General features: G+C 63.8%; 17 protein-coding genes and 1 pseudogene. 10 read left to right on the forward strand and 8 right to left on the reverse strand.

The genetic code is table 11. From position 1 onward, the window contains the following. Positions 1-46 precede the first annotated feature (46 nt). On the reverse strand, positions 47-1330 hold the full coding sequence (dinB, locus tag ACTF4R_RS14035) for a DNA polymerase IV (RefSeq protein WP_440008512.1): 1284 nt from the start codon (positions 1328-1330) through the stop codon (positions 47-49). A gap of 447 nt (positions 1331-1777) precedes the next feature. Here dinB and ACTF4R_RS14040 point away from each other — a divergent pair, with 447 nt between their 5' ends. The 3 genes from ACTF4R_RS14040 to ACTF4R_RS14050 all read left to right on the forward strand — a co-directional run bounded on the left by ACTF4R_RS14040 (position 1778) and on the right by ACTF4R_RS14050 (position 3448). Beyond that, positions 1778-2059, forward strand: a complete 282-nt coding sequence (locus ACTF4R_RS14040; protein ID WP_440008513.1) for a DdfA family disk-determining factor — start codon at positions 1778-1780, stop codon at positions 2057-2059. 213 nt (positions 2060-2272) lie between these two features. Then, positions 2273-2587 carry a HalOD1 output domain-containing protein gene (locus tag ACTF4R_RS14045; RefSeq protein ID WP_113277215.1) on the forward strand — a complete coding sequence of 105 codons (315 nt, stop codon included), beginning with the start codon at positions 2273-2275 and terminating at the stop codon, positions 2585-2587. Between the two features lie 171 nt (positions 2588-2758). Further along, positions 2759-3448 carry a class I SAM-dependent methyltransferase gene (locus ACTF4R_RS14050; RefSeq protein WP_440008514.1) on the forward strand — a complete coding sequence of 230 codons (690 nt, stop codon included), beginning with the start codon at positions 2759-2761 and terminating at the stop codon, positions 3446-3448. Between the two features lie 17 nt (positions 3449-3465). On the opposite strand, the gene ACTF4R_RS14055 is transcribed toward ACTF4R_RS14050, so the two are convergent. Then, positions 3466-4830, reverse strand: a complete 1365-nt coding sequence (locus ACTF4R_RS14055) for an adenylosuccinate synthase (RefSeq protein WP_440008515.1) — start codon at positions 4828-4830, stop codon at positions 3466-3468. Between the two features lie 266 nt (positions 4831-5096). On the opposite strand from ACTF4R_RS14055, the gene ACTF4R_RS14060 reads away from it, so the two are divergent. After that, positions 5097-5402, forward strand: coding sequence for a hypothetical protein (locus tag ACTF4R_RS14060; protein WP_433633215.1), 306 nt, complete (start codon positions 5097-5099; stop codon positions 5400-5402). On the opposite strand, the gene ACTF4R_RS14065 is transcribed toward ACTF4R_RS14060, so the two are convergent. Together ACTF4R_RS14065 and ACTF4R_RS14070 are read right to left on the reverse strand one after the other, a co-directional pair. After that, the gene (locus ACTF4R_RS14065) at positions 5399-7504 is read right to left on the reverse strand and encodes a DUF7527 domain-containing protein (protein ID WP_440008516.1); all 2106 of its coding nucleotides are present in this window, start codon (positions 7502-7504) and stop codon (positions 5399-5401) included. The genes ACTF4R_RS14060 and ACTF4R_RS14065 overlap by 4 nt on opposite strands. 280 nt (positions 7505-7784) lie before the next feature. Then, on the reverse strand, positions 7785-9023 hold the full coding sequence (locus ACTF4R_RS14070) for an RNA-guided endonuclease TnpB family protein (protein WP_440008517.1): 1239 nt from the start codon (positions 9021-9023) through the stop codon (positions 7785-7787). Between the two features lie 197 nt (positions 9024-9220). Here ACTF4R_RS14070 and ACTF4R_RS14075 point away from each other — a divergent pair, with 197 nt between their 5' ends. Further along, positions 9221-9985, forward strand: coding sequence for a PHP-associated domain-containing protein (locus ACTF4R_RS14075; protein WP_440008518.1), 765 nt, complete (start codon positions 9221-9223; stop codon positions 9983-9985). Between the two features lie 23 nt (positions 9986-10008). On the opposite strand, the gene ACTF4R_RS14080 is transcribed toward ACTF4R_RS14075, so the two are convergent. The 3 genes from ACTF4R_RS14080 to ACTF4R_RS14090 form a co-directional block, all read right to left on the reverse strand. Further along, on the reverse strand, positions 10009-10488 hold the full coding sequence (locus ACTF4R_RS14080; protein WP_440008519.1) for a metal-dependent hydrolase: 480 nt from the start codon (positions 10486-10488) through the stop codon (positions 10009-10011). A gap of 148 nt (positions 10489-10636) precedes the next feature. Continuing rightward, the gene (locus ACTF4R_RS14085) at positions 10637-11116 is read right to left on the reverse strand and encodes a 50S ribosomal protein L11 (protein WP_440008520.1); all 480 of its coding nucleotides are present in this window, start codon (positions 11114-11116) and stop codon (positions 10637-10639) included. 252 nt (positions 11117-11368) lie between these two features. Then, the gene (locus tag ACTF4R_RS14090; RefSeq protein ID WP_113277222.1) at positions 11369-11572 is read right to left on the reverse strand and encodes a VNG_1110C family protein; all 204 of its coding nucleotides are present in this window, start codon (positions 11570-11572) and stop codon (positions 11369-11371) included. 110 nt (positions 11573-11682) lie between these two features. On the opposite strand from ACTF4R_RS14090, the gene ACTF4R_RS14095 reads away from it, so the two are divergent. Then, positions 11683-12792, forward strand: coding sequence for an OBG GTPase family GTP-binding protein (locus ACTF4R_RS14095; RefSeq protein ID WP_440008521.1), 1110 nt, complete (start codon positions 11683-11685; stop codon positions 12790-12792). Then, entirely contained in the window at positions 12789-13202 is a 414-nt protein-coding gene (locus tag ACTF4R_RS14100; RefSeq protein ID WP_440008522.1) for a TIGR04206 family protein, read from the forward strand. Before ACTF4R_RS14095 ends, ACTF4R_RS14100 begins: the two co-directional genes overlap by 4 nt. Positions 13203-13650: 448 nt before the next feature. Here ACTF4R_RS14100 and ACTF4R_RS14105 read toward each other — a convergent pair whose 3' ends face one another. Further along, the gene (locus tag ACTF4R_RS14105; protein ID WP_440008523.1) at positions 13651-15033 is read right to left on the reverse strand and encodes an ATP-binding protein; all 1383 of its coding nucleotides are present in this window, start codon (positions 15031-15033) and stop codon (positions 13651-13653) included. Positions 15034-15294: 261 nt separating this feature from the next. Between ACTF4R_RS14105 and ACTF4R_RS14110 the strand changes: the two genes are divergently transcribed. The 3 genes and pseudogenes from ACTF4R_RS14110 (at position 15295) to ACTF4R_RS14120 (ending at position 18953) form a co-directional block, all read left to right on the forward strand. Next, the gene (locus ACTF4R_RS14110; protein WP_440008524.1) at positions 15295-16053 is read left to right on the forward strand and encodes a VOC family protein; all 759 of its coding nucleotides are present in this window, start codon (positions 15295-15297) and stop codon (positions 16051-16053) included. A 602-nt stretch (positions 16054-16655) separates the two neighbouring features. Then, a pseudogene (locus ACTF4R_RS14115) lies at positions 16656-16748 on the forward strand (surface glycoprotein); the annotation flags it as partial. 177 nt (positions 16749-16925) lie between these two features. Beyond that, the gene (locus ACTF4R_RS14120; RefSeq protein WP_440008869.1) at positions 16926-18953 is read left to right on the forward strand and encodes a DUF7827 domain-containing protein; all 2028 of its coding nucleotides are present in this window, start codon (positions 16926-16928) and stop codon (positions 18951-18953) included. The last annotated feature ends 283 nt before the right edge of the window (positions 18954-19236 follow it).

The following is a 19236-nucleotide window of genomic DNA, read 5'->3' on the forward strand; positions in this document are numbered from 1 at the left end:
GTGCGAGGGGGACGACGGGCGTCGACTGGCTGGCCGTTCGTCGGTCTCAGAAGTCGGAGAGCGACACCTGCCCCGAGGGGTCCGGGTCGTCTCCGGCGCTCCCCTGCCTCGCGTCGTCCGGTTCGGTCGCCGCGTCGGCGTCGCCGGCCCCGTCCGTCCTGCTCGCGTCGAACCCGTCCAGACTGGCCTGATCGTTCTCGGTGAACTGGAGGTTCGAGACGCGCACCCCGACCTTCCGGACGGGGTCGTCCCGGAACTCTTCGAGCAGTTCGAGCGCGACGTCCTCGACGAGGTCGGGGTCGTCGACGGGGCCGGGAAGGGAGCGCTCCCGGGTGTTCACGTCGTACGGCGGCGTCACGACCTTGATGCCGATGGTGCGGTACATCGCGTCCTTGCTCTTCGCGCGCTCGGCGACCGCCGCGGCGAGCGTCGTCACGCGCTGGCGCGTCTCCGCCGCGTCGGTCGTGGGGTCGGTGAACGCGGATTCCCGGGAGAGGCTCTTCGGGCGGCCCCTCGGGGTCACGTCGCGCTCGTCTGCGCCGCGAGCGCGCCGGTGGAGCTCGCGGCCGCGCTCGCCGAACTCGTCCTCGAGTTCCCGGGGGTCGGCGTCGGCGAGGTCGCCGGCCGTCTCGACGCCCATCTCGCGGAGCGTCCGGGCGGTGACGGGGCCGACGCCGTGGACCTCCTCAACGTCGAGCGGCGCGAGAAACGTCTGGACCTCGTCGGGGTCGACGACGACTAGTCCGTCGGGCTTGTCGTAGTCGCTGGCGATCTTCGCGGCGCTCATGTTCGGCGCGACGCCGACGCTGGCGGTGACGCCCACCTCGCGGTCGATGCGCTGCTTGACGTGGCGGGCGAACCCCTCCGCGACCTCCCACGCGGTGCGGTCGGTGACGTCCAGGTACGCCTCGTCGACGCTCACCTCCCGGACCGTCCCGGCCGAGTCGTGGAGTATCTCGCGAACGTCCTCGCTGACCGACTGGTAGTACTCCATGTCGACCGGGCGGTAGTAGCCCGCCTCCGCCGGGTCGTGGTCGGTGTCGGGGACGTCGGCGGTCGCCTTGCGCGGGAGACGCTCCAGCGCGGTCGAGATGGCCTGGGCGCTCTCGACGCCGTACTCGCGGGCCTCGTAGCTCGCGGTTGCGACGGCACCGTGGGTCGCACCGTCCTCGTAGCCCATACCGACGACGACCGGTTCGCCCCGCAGTTCGGGCTCTCGCAGGCGCTCGCAGGCAGCGTAGAAACAGTCGACGTCGACGTGGAGGACGATGCGGTCCTCCTCGTCCTCGTCGTCGAGCCCCGGCAGATTCGAACCGCCGTGGTCCGTCATCGTCCGTACCTGTCGCGCCGGGCGGATTAAACTGTCCGAACCGCGGTGAAAGTGACGTCGGCGTCAGACGTTGTTTTCTCTCCGTGAAAAGTTTGAAATAGATGGTGTGTGAACGGTCGGCCATGAGCCGCTTCAATCGGCGGTGGGTCTGTGCGGACTGCGGGAAGAAGTACAAGACGCGCCGAACCCGGTGCAAGATGTGCGGCAGCACCGACTTCGAACGGCCCCACATGCGGAGTTGACCGCGGCGCTGGTACGCGATGGCTCGGCGCTGGACTGCCACCGCCGACGCGGCGCTTCCGTTCGTCTCGGCGGAGTCACTGCCGACGGAGCGCCGTCTCGGCGAAAACGCCGGTCGGGAGTCGGGTGCTCGGCCGTACTCGTCGGACGAGGTATGCGACATCGTTCGACATATTTATTTGAGGAGGTGTGAAAGAGCCGGGTGAGATGGGCTCACACGTCTCGGGCGGCGACCGGCTCAGCATCGCCGTGATCGAAGCCGTCGCCGAGTTCGAAGGGACAAGTCCGACCGACGTTCGGCCCGTGCTGTACGAACTCGTCGACCCCGACGCGCTCGACGCGCTGTTCGGGCCGACTCGTTGCGGGACGCCGCGAGCGGAGGGTCACGTCGCCTTCGACTACGGTGAACACGAGGTCACCGTCTACAGCGACGGACGAGTCGAGATAGAGGGCGTCGGCGAGTCGCAGGTCGACGCCGGCAGCGACTGACCGGACGAGATTCCTCCGGCCCGCTTCCGGAAGTGCGTTCGACCGACGCGGGTGCGCTCGCGAGCGGACCGGTTCGTCACGAGCCCTCGCTGGGGAGGTCGAAACCGTGCGACCGTCGTACCATCGGGTTGTACTTCCAGCTTGCGACAGCTATATGAATCTCTCCCTCTGAATGAGAGTAGCAATCACCGGAATCGTCCGGGCTGATACCGAATGGACATCGAAATCGAATCCCAGAGCGACGAAAACCCAGCGGAGTCAACGAAGACGTACGTGTTCGACATCGAGCGAGAGATGCGCAACGGGCAGACCTGCGCGGGCGTCGTCCGAGCGCTTTCCACCGTGATGGACGCCGCCCCGAACGAGATGAAACCACTGCACTCCGTCGTCAACTGTGACGCTCTCGACGCCCTGTTCCGCGCTCGCCGGTACGGGGAGTCGCGCGACAACGTCTCGGTCACCTTCACCTACGAGATTTACGACGTGACGGTCGACGCCAGCGGACAGGTCGTCGTCAGCGAAGAGTAACGAGCGTCGACGGTTTCCTTTTCCGCAGCGTTCGCGAGACCGTGCGAGCAGGGCGACGTGGCGACGAGCGGTTGCCGTGATCTCTCTCCCGGCCATGCACCGCGAGCATAGATGGTCCGACTGGCATAATCGCCGACAAAGCATTACTCCGTTTGGCTCCTACAGCGGTCCATGACGAAGCCAGGCGAGGTGTTCGAAGACTCCCGCGTGTACGACCCCGGCATCGAGGCCATCGTCCCGCGGTACGACGAACTCCACGACGCCATCCTGAACGCACCTCCGCAGGAGCGCTCGGCCTCGGTTCGCGTTCTCGAACTCGGCGCGGGCACGGGGGAACTCACGGCGAAGCTCCTGACGCGGTTCCCCGAGAGCACGGTGCTCGCGGTCGACCACAGCGAGAACATGCTGACGGAAGCCGAACGCAAACTGGAGACGTTCGGCGACCGTTTCGAGATCGCCCGGGGCGCGTTCCCGGACGACTACCCGACCGAGCGTGCGGAGTACGACCTCGTCGTCTCCTCGCTGGCGGTTCACCACCTCGACGGCGAGGAGAAGCGGGCGCTGTTCGACGCGGTCTACGACGCGCTCGTTCCCGGCGGCTGGTTCGTCAACGGTGACGTGGTGCGGTTCGACGCCGACCACCTGGAGACGCTCGCCGACACCATGATACAGAACTGGGTGCGCTCGAAGGGGTGGGAGGAAGAGGAGTTCATGGACCGCTGGGAGGCGAGCGACGACTACGACGACCCCGACACGCTGACCGACCAGCTGGTCTGGCTGCGGGAGGCCGGCTTCGAGTCCGTCACCCCCGTCTGGCAGTACTACAACTTCGCGGTGTTCGGCGGCGGCAAGCCGCAGTAGGAAGCGCGAGAACGGAGTTACTCGAAGGGGTCTTCGAGCACGACGGTCTGCTCGCGGCCCGGCCCGACGCCGACGGCGTAGACGTCCGTGTCGAGCTGGTCGCTCACGTAGTCGAGATAGCGTCGGGCGTTCGCCGGGATGGCGTCGTACCCTTGCTCGGCGACCGCGTCCCAGTCGACGTCCTCCCAGCCGTCGAAGCTGCGGAGGTTGGGTTCACAGCGTCCCCAGCGCTCGGTGGTCGCGGGCATCGTGAACAGTTCCTCGCCGTCGAGGTCGTAGCTGTGGCCGACCTTCACCTCGTCGAGGCCGGCCAGCACGTCGACGTGGTTGACGGCGAGGCCGGTGAAGCCGTTGGTGCGCGCGGCGTGACGCAGCATCGGGACGTCGAGCCAGCCGACTCGCCGTGGGCGACCGGTGACGGTGCCGTACTCCCCGCCCTCCTCGCGGATGTACTCGGCGAGTTCCTCGTTCTCGCCCTCTCCCTGCTCGTCGTAGCCGGGCGTGTCGCCGGCGACGCCGCCGAGTTCGGTCGGCAGCGGGCCGCTGCCGACCCGAGTGAGGTAGGCCTTGACGATGCCGATGACCTCGCCGCCGCCGACGACGCCGGGGCTGACGCCGGTTCCCGTGGCGGCCCCGCCCGCGGTGGGGTTCGAGGACGTTACGTAGGGGTAGTTGCCGTGGTCGATGTCGATGACGGTGCCCTGTGCGCCCTCGAACATGACGTTCTTTCCTGAATCGATGCGGTCGCCGAGGAAGTCGCCGGCGTCGACGGTCATGTCCTCCTCGGCCAGGCGCTCGCCGTACTCGCGGTACTGCTCGTAGAGGGCGTCGACGTCGAACTCCTCGCCCGTCTCGACGCCGTACACCTCCTCGGCGAGCGCGCGCTTCTGCGGGACGACGTACTCCAGTTTCTCCCGGAGGACGTCCGGGTCGAGGAGGTCGCCGACGCGGACGCCGCGCCGGCCGACCTTGTCCTCGTAGGTCGGGCCGATGCCTCGTCCGGTCGTCCCGACTTCGGCGTCCGAGTCGCTCTTGGCCTCCTCCTCGATGCCGTCGAGCGCGCGGTGATAGGGAAAGATGACGTGCGCGCGACGGGCGAGACGGACGTCGGGGTCCAGCCCCCGCTCGCGGAGCGCGTCCATCTCGTCGAACAGCGTCTCGGGATTGACGACGCAGCCGTTGCCGAGCACGCCGACCTTGTCGCGGACGGCCCCGCTCGGAACGAGCGAGAGCTTGTACTCCTCGTCGCCTTCGACGACGGTGTGGCCGGCGTTGTCGCCGCCCTGGTACCGGACGACGACGTCGGCGGCGTCGCCGTAGAGATCGACGACGCCCCCCTTGCCCTCGTCGCCGAGTTGCGAACCGACGATGGTTACGGTCATACCGACGGTGGATTCTCCCGCACTTCCTAAACCGGTTACGGTATCTCGCCCCGAATGATGCACGGACGTGTACAACTTCGGAACGTCGCCGACGGAATACCGACACGGCCGAGGATATTCCGGCGCTCTGACGACCGGCGCTTCTCCGGTGACTCCGTCCGCCAGCCGCAAGTGTTAACCCGTCCCACTTCGAAAGCTCGACTCACTGTCGATTTTGAGCCCGGACAATAACATTTAAAAGCCTCTAAGACAAGTTAACAAGTGCCATGATAGACCGACTTGAAAAGGAAGTCGATATGCTCGAACGGCACTTGCAGGTGCTGAAGATGGTCATCGAGAACGAACCCATCGGCATCGTGAAGATGTCGAACGAGACCGGCTACCCGCACCACAAGGTCCGGTACTCCCTCCGCGTCCTCGAAGAAGAGAACCTCATCTCCCCCTCCAACCAGGGCGCTATCACCACCGACCGCACCCAGGAGTTCGTCGCCGAACTCGACGAGAAGCTCTCCGAGATCACCGACAAGCTCGACTCGATGAAAATCGGCGACATGGCGGAAGCCGAAAGCTAGAGTTCGGGAACGTTCAGGTGGAACTCGCCGTCGCGCGACTCCACGAGGCAGAGATGATACCCTCGTTTGCGCGATAGTTTCACGAAGCTCTTGCGCTTTTCTCTGGTCAACAGACCGCCGCTCGTCACGTCTTCCGTCGTCTCCAGCGCCGCCGGTTCGAAGAAGCTTCGCGTGACCTCGAACGCCCCGCAGAGTTCGTCGTTGGCCTGGCCGACCGCGGACGCGGCGTCGACGAGCGACCCCAGCATCTCGCCGGTGGCCGGGTCGCGGGAGTCGTTGAGGTTCGCCACCGCGAGCGGATTCCCCATCCGGTCGCGGAACACCACGTCGAACGTCTCCTCGTAGACCTCGCCGTCGTCGTCGGCCGCTTCGACCATGCCGCGAAGCTCCACGCGGTCCACGTCCGGGATGGCCTCGAAGACGTCGTTCATGCCACGTTCGTTCCCCGTATCGACGATCTCGTACAGGAGGTCGGACACCAGCCAGTTCGCGAACTCGTACTCCATGGAGTCGGAGAGGAACTCCTCGAACGGTTCGCCGTCGACCGTGACCGAGTCCGCGTCGAACTGGGTGTGGTGTTCGAGTTTCAGGTTGGCGGCGACCTCCTCGCGACTCGCTTCGCCGACCGCCGCGTCCTCGAGCGTCCCCTTGCCTTTCGAGCCGTACCGGACGAACAGGTTCGTCCCGTCGAGCGCCTGCTGGCGCGTCAGGTCGCGGTCGGCGGTCGGTGCGCTCTCGCCCGCCGCCCGCGCTGTCTCGAGTTGCTCGCGGAGACGCTCGACCTCCGCCTGGAGGTCGTCGCGCTCCTCGCGGAGGCTGTCGCGCTCGTCTTCGACCGTCGAGAGGCGCTCGCGCAACTGCTGTATCTTCTCGCCGCGCGACTCCAGTTCCGCCTTCAGTTCCTGCGGGCTCGGGCCGTCGCCGCCCTGACTCTCGGAACTGGCCGCCTTCGACGGCTGCCGCTTGGACCCCCGAGGCTGGCGCTGAGACGCCGGTCGGGACTGTCCCTTCGACCGCGACCCGGCCTGCTTGCCCGCGGTCCTCGCTCCCTTCGGGTGTTCGCTGCTCCGTTCGGGGTCGAGCGAGGGGATGGTGGTGGTCTCGCGCCACTGCTGTTCGTCGGCGAGCGGCCCCTCCTGGTCCGCTCCGTCGGCCTCCTGGGACGCCGCCGGTCCGCCCTCGTCGGGAACCTGGCGCTGCTTTCCGGCCGTCTCCCCGGCTGCGTCTCGGGTCCGCTGGCCGTCCGGCCGGTCGCGGTCGACGTCCGCCGACGCGGACTCGCCGGGTGACCGTCCAGTGTCGACTCCACCCGCCGCGGCGTCGGACGGGGGCGTCTCCGACGGCTGGGACGCCGCCGCGTCGGTCGCTCCGGCGTCCGGACCGCCACCAGCCTCCGCCGCTCCCGCGTCGGTCGCGGCCGTCCCGGTCGCTTCCGGAGAGCCGCCGTCGTCGCCCGCGTCGCGAGACGCCGGCGTCGACTCCTGGCGGTCCCGGAACCCGGAGTCGTCTCGCGCGTCGGCGGCCGCCCCCGCGGCGGCCCCGCCGTCGTCCGTCGACGATTCGGGTTCCGGAATCTCGGTCACCTCCACGTCCACGTCGACGACCTCGTAGATGCCGACCTCGTCGTTGGCGCGCTCGAAGGCCTCCTCGCCAGCGATGAGTTGTTCGCTCTCGCCGACGAAGGCGACGCTCATGGAGCGTCCGCCGTGGTAGACGACGTAGTAGTCCCCGCTCAGGACGTTCTCGCTGAGTTCGACGTAGCCGGTGAACCCCTTCTCGGAGAGGGTGTCACTGGCCTCCGAGAGCGGCGTGTCGTTCGTGTAGTACTTCGCCTGCGTCCGCCCGCCCCGTTCCTGCATCGCGTAGAGCAGCGGCAGCGACGGATGGGGTGCCTCGAACGCCGTTCCGTCCGCGGCGTCGAAGTCGGCGAGTTCGCCGTCGAAGACGCCGACGACTCGACCGTTGAGCATGAACAGCCACGACCCGCCGGCGCGAACCGCCCCGGCGAACTCCGAGTCGGCCAGGTCCCGGAGTGCGTCGAAACCTCCCGAGAACGGGCGGGAATCCCAATCTTTCACCTGTTCGACTGTACGCGCATCCATGTTACGTCAAAGCCGCAACCCATTCAAATACTTTCGGGTTGGCGTAATCGAATGCGAGAGCGCCGTCGAGTCGCGCTGACTCCCCGCGGGCGCGACGTTGCCGGACCGGAACCGGGTGTGAGATATTTTATACGTCGGGGTGTCTGTCGACGCCGACGTCCGTCACTGCGTGTGAAACGACGGGGAGTCGAACAGTGTCGGATTGACCTCCTTCCGCGTCAAAAGACGCGGGAGTCCCACCACGGGATGTTAGGCCGAGCGTTTACCCGACCCTGTGGTTTCAAGACGCATACGTTCCACGCGTCTCCTGCTGGATTTCAGCATCGGCGTGGCTGTCTTGTGGCGCGGTCAAACGCGCCCCATCCGCAGCCGAGTCATCGTCGTTCTCGTGTTCTCTGGAACGACTCTCTCCGCTACGGTAGCGGTCTGCAATGTTTATTGCCCCGTTCACGTCCGCCTGGTATTCGCCCATCCAGCAAGCGTCGTTCGAGCATTTGAACGTTGCCTGTCGCGGACGATACCCTACCTCACCGCAAACATGACACTCCTTCGACGTGTTATGCGGGTTCACCGTCTCGACGGGAATCCCTTTCTCGACGGCCTTGTAGCGTATCTGAGCGTGGAGTTTGGCGAAACCCCACCCGTGGAGACGGCGGTTCATATACTCCCCATAGTCTATCGATTCTCGGATGTACGTCAGGTCTTCCAAAACTAGCACTGGGTTCTCGACGGACTCAGCGTATTCCACTACTTCACGAGTCACACGGTGGAAGACATCGTCAATCTGTGTCCACAAGTCATCTCCGAACGACTCTGCGATACGCTCGCCTCTGCGTCTCTGGAGTCGCCGTTTGGCGGTGAAATAGGTCTTGCGGAGCCGACGAACGGTCTTGCCGTCGTCGGCCCACAGTTCGGGAGCGGTCGGGCAACCGTAGTCGTCGCGGTGACACACCGTGACGAGCGACGCTTCCCCGATATCGACACCGATGGGTGTCCGTTCCTCGGCGGACACCTCGGAACCGTCCTCCACGTTGCGGGTCGCGGTGACGTGGAGATACCACGTCCCATTCCGCTTGAACAGCCGACTCTCGCCCATTTCCGCGTCACCAGCATGTAACGCTTCCAGCCAGTCCCGCTGTTCGGGATTCGGTTGTGCTGGCATCCAGAGGTGGTAGTCCTCATGGTGCGGAATTTTGATGTACCACTCGATTTCGTTCTCGGGCTTGTGATCGAGACGTAGCCCCTCGTTCGTGAAGCGGACGGGGTGGTCGTCGTGAAGCTCGTCCGCGTCGTAGGTCGTCGTCAACTGCGGAATGTACTTCTTGAGTGCGTTTTTTGCGTACCCGCTCAAGTCGTAGTTGACCACCACGTCGTTCGCTTCAGTTTGACTTGTACAGCCAGCGTCGAAGGCGTCGTGAAGGGCGTGCTGGTACGCCTCTCGCGTTTCTCGGAGTTTCTGTCGCTTGTGGGCGTTCGGCGCGACCAGTTTCAGTTCTAGTGTCTTCGTGAATTCGGTCACGATCCGCTCTCCCTTCCGTGTTGTACACTATATTGTTCACGTATTTTAATACTATTGGTGTGGTGTAAGGAATCTATCAATGCCGAGATTAGCGGGACATCACACCATTTTACTGCTAGACCTCCGCCTGAAGACGGAAGTATACGCTACTGGTCTGTATCAGAACCCCTAAATTCCGACCGTGGAAACGAGATATCGTGACCGCGCGTGACGAGTTCCGGGTCGACATGCACGTGAAAGTGCTCGACGAGCGCGCAGTCGAGCGCGCGAAGGCCCGCGGCATCGACGTCCTGGTGTACGCCCCCCACTTCGTTCCCTACCCGGAGATAGAGCGACGAGCCGACGAGTTCTCCGACGACGACCTGCTCGTCGTGCCGGCCCGGGAGGTGTTCACGGGGACCTGGCGCAACCGCAAACACCTGCTCGCGGTCGGTCTCGACGACCCGATTCCCGACTTCATCTCCCTGGCCGGCGCGATGGCCGAACTGAAGCGACAGGACGCCGCCGTGCTCGTTCCGCATCCCGAGTTCATCAACGTCGGCGTTTCGGAGGCCGACATCAGGGTGCACGCCGACGTGGTCGACGCCGTCGAGACGTACAACCTGAAGAACCTCGAACGACACAACCGCCGGGCGAAGGAGATCGCCCGCGACACGCGCAAGCCGACGTTCGCCTCGTCGTACGCCCACACGCGGTGGGCCATCGGGGAGGCCTGGACGGAGCTGGCCGAGCCGGTCGCGTCGACGGACGAATTCGTGGACAGCATCCAGTCCGGCGACCTCGGGCGGGTCGTCCACCGGACGGGCCGCTCGCACGAACTGCTCCGCAAGTCCGAGTTCGCCCACATCGGCTGGGAGAACACGTGGAAGAAACTCGACCGCATCGTCCTCTCGGGGACGGAACCCACCCATCCCGACGCCGAGACGTACGACGGGCGGTTCGACGACGTGAGCGTCTACTGACGCGGTCGACGCGGTCGAACTGATTACTGGATTCCGAGCGCCGCGAGCCCCGCGTCGACGACGAGTCCGCGATAGACGACGAGCGCTGCGACGGCCAGTTCGACGCCCGTCACCACGAGCGTGACCGTCGTCGCCAGGGAGCTACTGACGGAGACACCGAGGGGCGCGCCGAACTCCTTCTCGTAGGGGTAGAACAGCGCGAGTCCGCGCTTGCTCCCGAGCATGTCCAGCGCGTAGTGGGTCAGCACGCCGATCCAGACGAACTGGAGGTTGCCGAAGTAGAAGGGGAAGACGTAGAACAGCGCCAGCACGGGCAGGTTGTGCAGCGTCTTCCGATGTTTGCCGAAGGCGGTGTCGACGTCCGGAAACAGCGCGCCCAGCACGACGGGGACGCCGACCTCGACGATGCTGACGAACGTTTCGACGTCGCCCGAGGGGTGGAGGACGTACCCCAGGCCGATGCTCAGAAGTGCCGCGTTGAGGACGTGTTCCTTCCGATTCATCCGGTCGGAACTCACACCGTCGCGTATCAAGGCTTTCCTTTTCTGTCGAGCGACGGTCAGATGGAGCCCGGCCGTGGTGCGCGTCCGGAGCGCCGCGGGCGGACGCATCGCTCGGCGGTGGTCGCGAATCGACAGGAGGAACTCCGCGTTAGGCTTCCGCGAGCTCGTCGTCGTACTCGCCGTCGTCGACCTTCTTCTTGAACTCGCGGGGGTCTTCGCCCTCGATGGTGACCCCGAGCGAGGTGCAGGTGCCGACGACTTCCTTCGCGGCGTTCTTCGTGTCGTAGGCCAGCAGGTCCGGCTTCTTCTGTTCGGCTATCTTCTTGATCTGGTCGACCGAGAGGTCGGCGACGAACTCCTCGTGGGGTTCGCCGCTGCCCGTGTCGAACCCGGCCTCGTCCTTGACGAGCGCCGCCGTCGGCGGAACGCCGACCTCGATCTCGAAGCCACCGTCGTCTTCGACGGTGATGGTGACGGGCACCTCGGTGCCGTCGAACGCCTCGGTCTGGTCGTTGATCTCGGTGACGACCTCCTGTACGTTGACCGCGGTCGGCCCGAGTTCGGGGCCGAGCGGCGGCCCGGGGTTCGCCTCTCCACCCGGAACCAGCACTTCTATCGTATCAGCCATAGGTGAACGAAGTCCCGCGGCAGTTTTAAGGATTTTCTTTTGGTGCCTCGCCGTAGACCCGCCGGGACCGCGGACCGGCGAAACGTCGCGACTTCGACGAGTCGAGGGTCGACTACCGCCTCGTCCGGGCCCGCGACGACCGGGCGTCGCCGGCGAGGAGGTCTCGGCGGAGGCATCGGCGTCGTCGGCGAGGGCGTCGACAGCGGGCGTCGCCACCGACCGTCGGGTCACCTCGGCGGCGACGCGGTCACGTCACGGCAGGTTGACGCCGTGTCGTCCGAGAAACTGGCTGACGTCCTGTATCTCCACCGGGCTGCCGACGATGCGGAGATACTCCTCCTCGACCGGCACGATGGTCACCGTGAACTGTCGTTCGAGCTCCTCTCGTACCCCAGCGAGCGCCTCGTCTGGAAGGACGATCTGTGTGCTGTCACGTAACGTCGCGGGGTCCGGCATCTCTCGTCGTCCGTTCGAAGGCCAGTAACTATTAACGTATCGAAACCGGAGGACCGCCCCGCTCGAACGAAGGAAAGGCTTTTTCGGCAGTCGTAGCGGAGTTTCCCGTGATGGGACTGGAGGAGGAGATAGAGGACCTCCGCGAGGAGATCGCCGAGACGCCGTACAACAAGTCGACCGAGGAGCACGTCGGACGGCTGAAGGCGAAGCTCGCGGAGAAAAAGGAGAAGCTGGAGAACCAGTCCTCCGCTGGCGGCGGTCAGGGCTACGCCGTCGAGAAGACCGGCGACGCGACCGTGGCGTTCGTCGGGTTCCCCAGCGTCGGGAAGTCCACGCTGCTGAACGCCCTGACCGCCGCGGAGAGCGAGGTCGGGGAGTACGAGTTCACGACGCTCGACGTCAACCCCGGCATGCTGCAGTACAACGGCGCGAACATCCAGGTGCTCGACGTGCCGGGGCTCATCGAGGGCGCGGCCAGCGGACGCGGCGGCGGCCAGGAGGTGCTGTCGGTCGTCCGCGCGGCCGACCTCGTAGTCTTCGTCCTCTCGGTGTTCGAGATCGACCAGTACGACCGCCTCAAGGAGGAACTGTACAAGAACAAGATTCGACTCGACCAGGAGCCGCCGAGCATCCACATCTCCAAGAAGGGGAAAGGCGGTATCAGGGTCACCTCCAGCGTCGACCAGGACCTCTCGGAGAACGTCATCAAGGAAGTGCTGCGCGAGCAGGGGTACGTCAACGCCGACGTCACCCTCCGGGAGCAGATCGACATCGACCGCCTCGTCGATGGCGTGATGGACAACCGGGAGTACCTCCCCTCGATGGTCACCGTGAACAAGGTCGACCTCATCGAACCGGACTACGCAGAGAAGGTGCGCGATGAACTGCGCGACCGCGACATCGACCCCGACGAGGCCGTGTTCATCAGCGCCGAGAAGGAGAAGGGCCTGGAGTCGCTGAAGGAGAGGATCTGGTCGGAACTCGGCATGATGCGGATATACATGGACAAGCCGGGTCGCGGCGTCGACTACGAGGAACCGCTCGTCGTCCCACAGGGCAGCACCATCGAGGACGCCTGCGAGCGACTCGGCGGCGACCTCAAGCAGCGGTTCCGGTTCGCGCGCGTCTCCGGCTCGAGCGCGAAACACGACGAACAGCAGGTCGGCATGGACCACGAACTCGCGGACGAGGACGTGCTCCGGCTCATCGTCCGGAAGTGAGACGACTCGCGCTGCTGGCGCTACTCGCCGTCCCGTGGACCGTCCTCCTCGCGCCCGGCGGGACGACGCTCGTCTTCCCCTGGGGGCTGGTGAACCCCGCGACGGGCCACGTCACGACCCTCGCCGACTACCTCCTCGTCTACACCGCCGGCCTCCCGCAACGACTGCTGGCGTGGCCCGTCTCCGTCCTGCTGTACCTCGCCGGCGTGGTCAGCGCGTTCGCCGGCCGGTTCGAGGACCGCCGGGTGACGGGCGGCCTGCTCGTCATCGCCGGCGCGAGCAACGCCGTCTTCGCCTCCGGGTTCGTGCGCCGCGGCGGCCCGGTGGTGCCGCTCGGAACCCTGCTGCTCTGGGCCGCCGCCTGGTGGTTCTACCGGTCGGACCTTCGCGAGTCACTCGACAGAAGGTAGTGTAGTTTCGCTCGTTTCACAGCGCACGCACGCAACGCGTGCATAATGTGAAGTACCTCGGGGACAAGCCCCCGAGGCTTCACCGTTTTGTCCGTGTCGTCCAAAAATGGACGAACGGACGCAGGCGAATTCAATTCCCCTCGACCTCTCTCTTGCGAGGTCGGCTGGAAGTAACACCCGAACACCTCGCTGGTGTCCGTGAGGGTCGGTCGCTCCACCACGACCCGACAACTCCCGTCTCACCACGCCACGGACGCGGATTTTGAGAGGAGTCGCATTTCCAAACCTTCGAACGACCACTTCGGGTTAAGGTCTTTAACCCGCGTCACGGTCGTTAAACCACGATACGAAACGTGGAATGTTAAGCCTTTTCACGGGCTTCACCCTCGGGGTCGAGCCCCGAGGCACTCACCCTGCTCCGCCTGTAGACTAAACTACGGCAGGGACGTCAGGCCGGTTCGACGATTCGTTCGAGGTCGAACAACTGTAGGTCGTCGCGATCGGTCGCCGCTTCACGAACCGACTGCGTAAACCCGTTGCGAGCGAAAAGTGCGTACTCATGCGTCACCTCATTGCCGTCTGGTGACCACCGAATCTCTTCCGTGTGCTTCTCGAGCGAGTCGAGGGCACTGTAATCGAGTGGGGCCGTCGTGAACTTGCACTCGCCAGTTACCATCGTTCCATCTGCGGTGAATCCGACGACGTCCACCTCGTACTCGTTGTACCACCACCGACCGATATCGACGAACGTCTTGTCGGGATACAGGTCGGGAAGGACATCCTGACACCGGGTTTCGAACTCCTGGCTCACAAAGTCAGCCATCTCCGGTTGAATAACAGTCTCATAGGCGTCGTCACCCAATCGCTCGTACCGGTCTTCGTTTCCGTAGACGAACCGGAACCAGAACCGAAACAGTGGATCGAGGATTCGGTACCGACCCCGGCGCGACTTCGTCTTGTCCTCCGTGATCGGCACCTCACGTTCGACCAGTCGCAGTCGCTCTAGCTTCTGCGTATACGTCGAGATCTGCTTTCCGTCGATTCCGACCGTTTGCGCAATTTCGTTCGCGGTGGTGTTTCCGGCAGCAATTGCTTTCAGGATGCCGAAGTACCTGTTCGGCTCGGTTAGCTCGGTGCGGAGGACGTACTCCGGTTCGTCGTGCAGAAACCCTTGTCGTGATAGAATCGATTGCTGAACGACTCGTCCCAGATCGCCGTCCAGATCGATACCGTCCAGATAGTATGGTGTCCCCCCGAACACGCCCCACGCGAATATCAGCTGTTCGGGCGAGTAGGAATCGGGGAAGAACTTGCGCGCAGCGTCAAAGTCTAGCTGTCGAAGGTCGATTTGCTCGGTGAACCGGCCGTAGAGCGGACTGTTCCCGAGGAGGGTCGCCTCCTCCATCATACTGATCGAGGAGCCAACGAGCACGAGCGTTACCGCAGTGTCGCGTAGCTCCTGGTCCCAGAGTCGCTGAATGACCGAGGGGAGACTGCTATCTGCATCGATGAGGTACGGGAACTCGTCCAGTACGATGATTGCATCTTGTTCGGCGAGATACCCCAGGACCGACTCCCACTCGGTTTCGATTCGGTCGATACCGGGAAACGATTCCGACGCGACCTCGACGAACTCGTTCAGTTGTATCTGTCGCGTGGTTTCGGTCGCCTGGTACAGCACAGCGTCATCAGGGTCGGACAACGACTCTCGGACGAGTTCGGTTTTCCCAAGCCGTCGACGTCCGAAGACGACGACTATTTCGGCGGTACTCGACCCGTAACAGTCCCGGAGCCGCCCAATCTCGTCCGCACGGTTCACGAATCGCTCCATAGTCCGTAGCTATCGCGAATCCAGATAAAACTCCCGAGTAGTAAAATCTGAAATAGGCTAATTCAGAATTGGCTATTTTGAGGTAGTCTCGTAGACCGAGTGTCCGTGAGGAGGCCTTGCCTTTGAAGCGTCACCAATGGACGAATCACTCGGAAAGGAAGTTCACGGCCTGAAGCCGTGGGAGGAAGTCACCTCGTCGCCCAGTCTCGGCGTTCCGCGAGCGGTAGCCTTAACGCTCCGGAGGGGATGCCCTAGAACGCAATGAGCGGGACACTCGACCACGTCATGATGCGCGTGGAGGACCTGGAGGAGACGCTGGACTGGTACCAGGGACACCTGGACTACGAGGAGACGGGTCGGTGGGAGGCGGACACCTTCACCAACGTCTACCTCGGCCCCGAGGACCTCCACGAGGAGGGGGCGGTCCTCGAGATCACCTACAACCACGACGACCGCTCGTACGACCTGGGCGACGGCTGGGGGCACATCGCCGTGCGCGTCGACGACGTGTACGACGCCTACGAGCAGTTGATGGACGAGGGCGTGGAGGACTACCGCGACCCCGACTCCTGCGGCGGTAGCTACGCCTTCGTGAAGGACCCCGACGGTCACGAGGTCGAGATCGTCGAGCGCGACCACGGCGCGCCGTGGAGCCTCGACCACACGATGATCCGCGTCGAGGACGCCGACGAGGCGCTCGGCTTCTGGACGCGGAAGTTCGAGTACCAGCACACCGGCCGCTGGGAGTCGGACACGTTCGCCAACTACTTCGTGAAGCCCGAGGACGCCGCCGAGGAGGCGATGGCGGTCGAGCTGACCTACAACTACGACGGGCGCTCCTACGACCTGGGCGACGCCTGGGGGCACCTCGCCGTGCGCGCGGACGACCTCCACGACTACTGGGAGACGCTGCTGGAGCGCGAGGCCGAGGACTACCGCGACCCCGAATCCTGCGACGACCGCTACGCCTTCACCAAGGACCAGGACGGCCACGAGATAGAGATCATCTCGCGGGACTGACCGCGCTCGCCCACCCACTGTTCTTCACGCGCGAATCGACCGTCGCGTCTCACGCGAGCTGACCAGTTGCGTCTCGCGCGAACGGACCGCCGTTTTCTCGTTCGAACCGACCTCCGGCTCGCGCGCTAATCGCCCGTAACGTCTCAACCAGATTGACTCTTTCAATTACAATTCCCTGCCGAGATAGCGCGGCCGAGGTCGAACTACCACTTTATAATCATACCTGAACGCATCCTCCCATAACCTATCTTAGAACTTCGGGGCGGAGAGAACTACTTAAAGGCTGTCGATGTGAACCGGCGTCTTGAAGCCCCGAACGAAATTTCCGTCCCGGGAGGGTTCGGCGGTAGTGGTCCGTAGGATTACGTATCACCTATACGCCACTGAATCCAGGATTAGCTGTATTTCGGCGATTGAGGCCGTGAGATGGCGTTTCAGACCACAAAGCATATATAACGAGGGCATAACGTTTTCAGTGTACCCCTACCCATGGTGGCAGGACGAGTACCGCTTCCCTGCTCGGTCGGTCCGAGTTACACAAAGTATTCAAAGGGTCGTGGGAAAGATGCTGTCGCCGAACAACAACCAAAGAAAGACAAACTATGACAGGAAACGCAGACAAAATCCGCAGCCTGTTCCTGACAGCGCTGATGGTCATGTCGGTTTTCGCCGGCGCGACCGCATTCGCAGGGTCGTCCGTCGCAGCTAGCGACGACCCCGCGTCCAGCGTTGCCCAGGGACCTGTGGAATACTACAACGGTAGCAGCGACACTAACAATATCAGCGTGGTATTCGCCAATAAGATTGATACCCCGGGTGACTACAGTTTCAAGGTTTATAATCGATCTGGGTCGCCTGACGGTAACTACGTAGTGAAGTCTCACAACGTTGACGCCGACTCGGGGACGACACAGTTCAACCTCGCAGGTGGCGCCGACCTGAGTGGTGAGGCAACTCTCGCAGTCTACAACGGGACTGCCAGTGAGGACAACCACGTCAAGAACTTCACGGTGACGACGACGTCCACGACCATCTCCGGTAGCACGACTGCGTACGCCGGTGAGAAGGTCGCTGTGCTTGCTGACAGTACCGACACGGACTACGACATCAACGGTGTCGATAGCGACTACTCCCGCTCGTTCAGTACGGGCGCTAACAGCAAGGTCGCAGTCTTCGACACTGCGGACCTCAACTCCGATGTCGACTACAACTTCACCATTGGCACTAACGACCCGGTGACGCTCGACATCAAGGACCTTGGTCTGGACATCAGCGCCGGGAACGTCTCGAACGCAGAGAACGCCACGGCAACGGCCACGGCGTTCAAAAGCAGTCGCACTGTCGACGTGACGCTGTTCGACAGCAGTGGTAGCGAAGTCGAGACGAAGAGCGGTGTTGAACTCAACAGTCAGGGTGAACTGACTGTCGACTTCGGCGAACTGGACACCGGTTCCTACACCGTCGAAGTGACTGACGTCAACACGGGTATCACCGCCGAGACGTCCATCGACGTCGAGGATGCTGCCGATAGCACGTCCTCGTTCACGGACAGCGTGTACAACGTCGAGCGCGGTGACATCGCCGCTATCACGGTGAACCTCGACAACAGCAAGGAAGCGGAAGTCGAAATCGGTACGAAGTCGTCCGACTTCTTCCAGGTCAACGCGACCGTTTCGGACGATGACGAAGACGGTCAGGTTACGGTTTACCTGAACACCTACCGCACGGACCAGGACAGCATCAGCGCTGACGATAGCGAGGTCGTGTACGCCTCCGAGGGTGACTCCATCAGCCTCGACAGCGACAACGAGAAGATCTCCGGCCCGCTCGGTCAGGGCGACTACGAGATTCGTACGTGGGTGAACAACGAGAACGACAAGGCAGTCTCCGCACTGTCCGTCGGTCCGCGTAGCCTCGACAGCGCCCAGACGTGGGTCCAGTCGGGTGACGTCGACTCCGGGGGCAACCTCGCCGACCTCACCGACTCGATCAACCAGCGCAACACCGTCGCGAAGGGCGACGACAAGGTCGTCGTGCAGGTCAAAGGTAACGGCATCTTCGGCGCACTGTACGACGGCAGTGACGTTCCGATCGATTCCGTGCCTAGCGAAACTAACGCTAGCGGCATGACGATGACGGTCACCGAGACCGGCTCCAACGTCGAAGCCAACACCGACGCCGACTCGTTCAACTCGAGCGAGTTCGACCTCGTGAAGGACGGCGAGAACGGTACGTTCTACGCCGTCATCCCGGTCGATACGCTCGAACAGATGGACGACCACGGCGATGCCACTGGTGAGTGGGAAGTCGCCTTCACGCTCTCCGAGGACTACGCTCTCGTTGACGAAGAGCAGTCCGTCTCGACCACCGTCACGGTCGAAGAGGCAGAGACCGAGCTGAACGGTGGAGACAGCGTTCAGGTCTCGGGTGAAGAAGGCACCATCTCCGGCGAGACGAACCTCGCCCCCGGCACCGAGCTGACTGTGGTTGCCAAGAGTACTGGTGTCTTCTACATGAACCAGGACGTTACGGTTCAGGAAGACGGTACGTTCTCGGCCACCTTCGACTTCACCGACTACGAGGAAGGCACTGAGTTCAAGGCCAGCCTTCAGAACTCCGACATCTCTGTCGACGGTGTCGTGAAGGCCCAGGACGACGACCCGACGACGACGACGACGTCGACCACGACGACGACGACGTCGACCACCTCGACGACATCGACCACGTCGACCACCTCGACGACGTCGACCACGTCGACCACGTCCTCGGACCCGTCCGAGACGAGCACGACGTCGACCACCAGCACGACCACCAGTGACGGTCAGCCTGGCTTCGGCGTCGCCGTCGCCCTCGTCGCGCTGATGGCCGCCGCGCTCCTCGCACTCCGCCGCGAGAACTAAATCGGAGTAGCTGACTCCGATTCCACACGATACTGACTTTTCTTTCGCGCTCGACCGGTGAGCGACAGCTGTAGCGATACGGACTACTCCGCGTACCGCAACGGACTGTTCTAACCCGAGCGGAGACAGAACCGCTTGACCCACGACGTGACAGAACCGTTCTACCCCGCGACGAGACGAACCGTTCTAATCCGAGACGGAACTGCTCCGCGCTGAGAAAGAGCAAGACACGTCCCACCGCTGCACCGAGTACTGCAGAGAAGGAGCGGACGCGGACGATTCT

Origin of the sequence: Halomicrococcus pelagicus, from assembly GCF_051917725.1 — an archaeon.
Lineage (GTDB): Archaea > Halobacteriota > Halobacteria > Halobacteriales > Haladaptataceae > Halomicrococcus.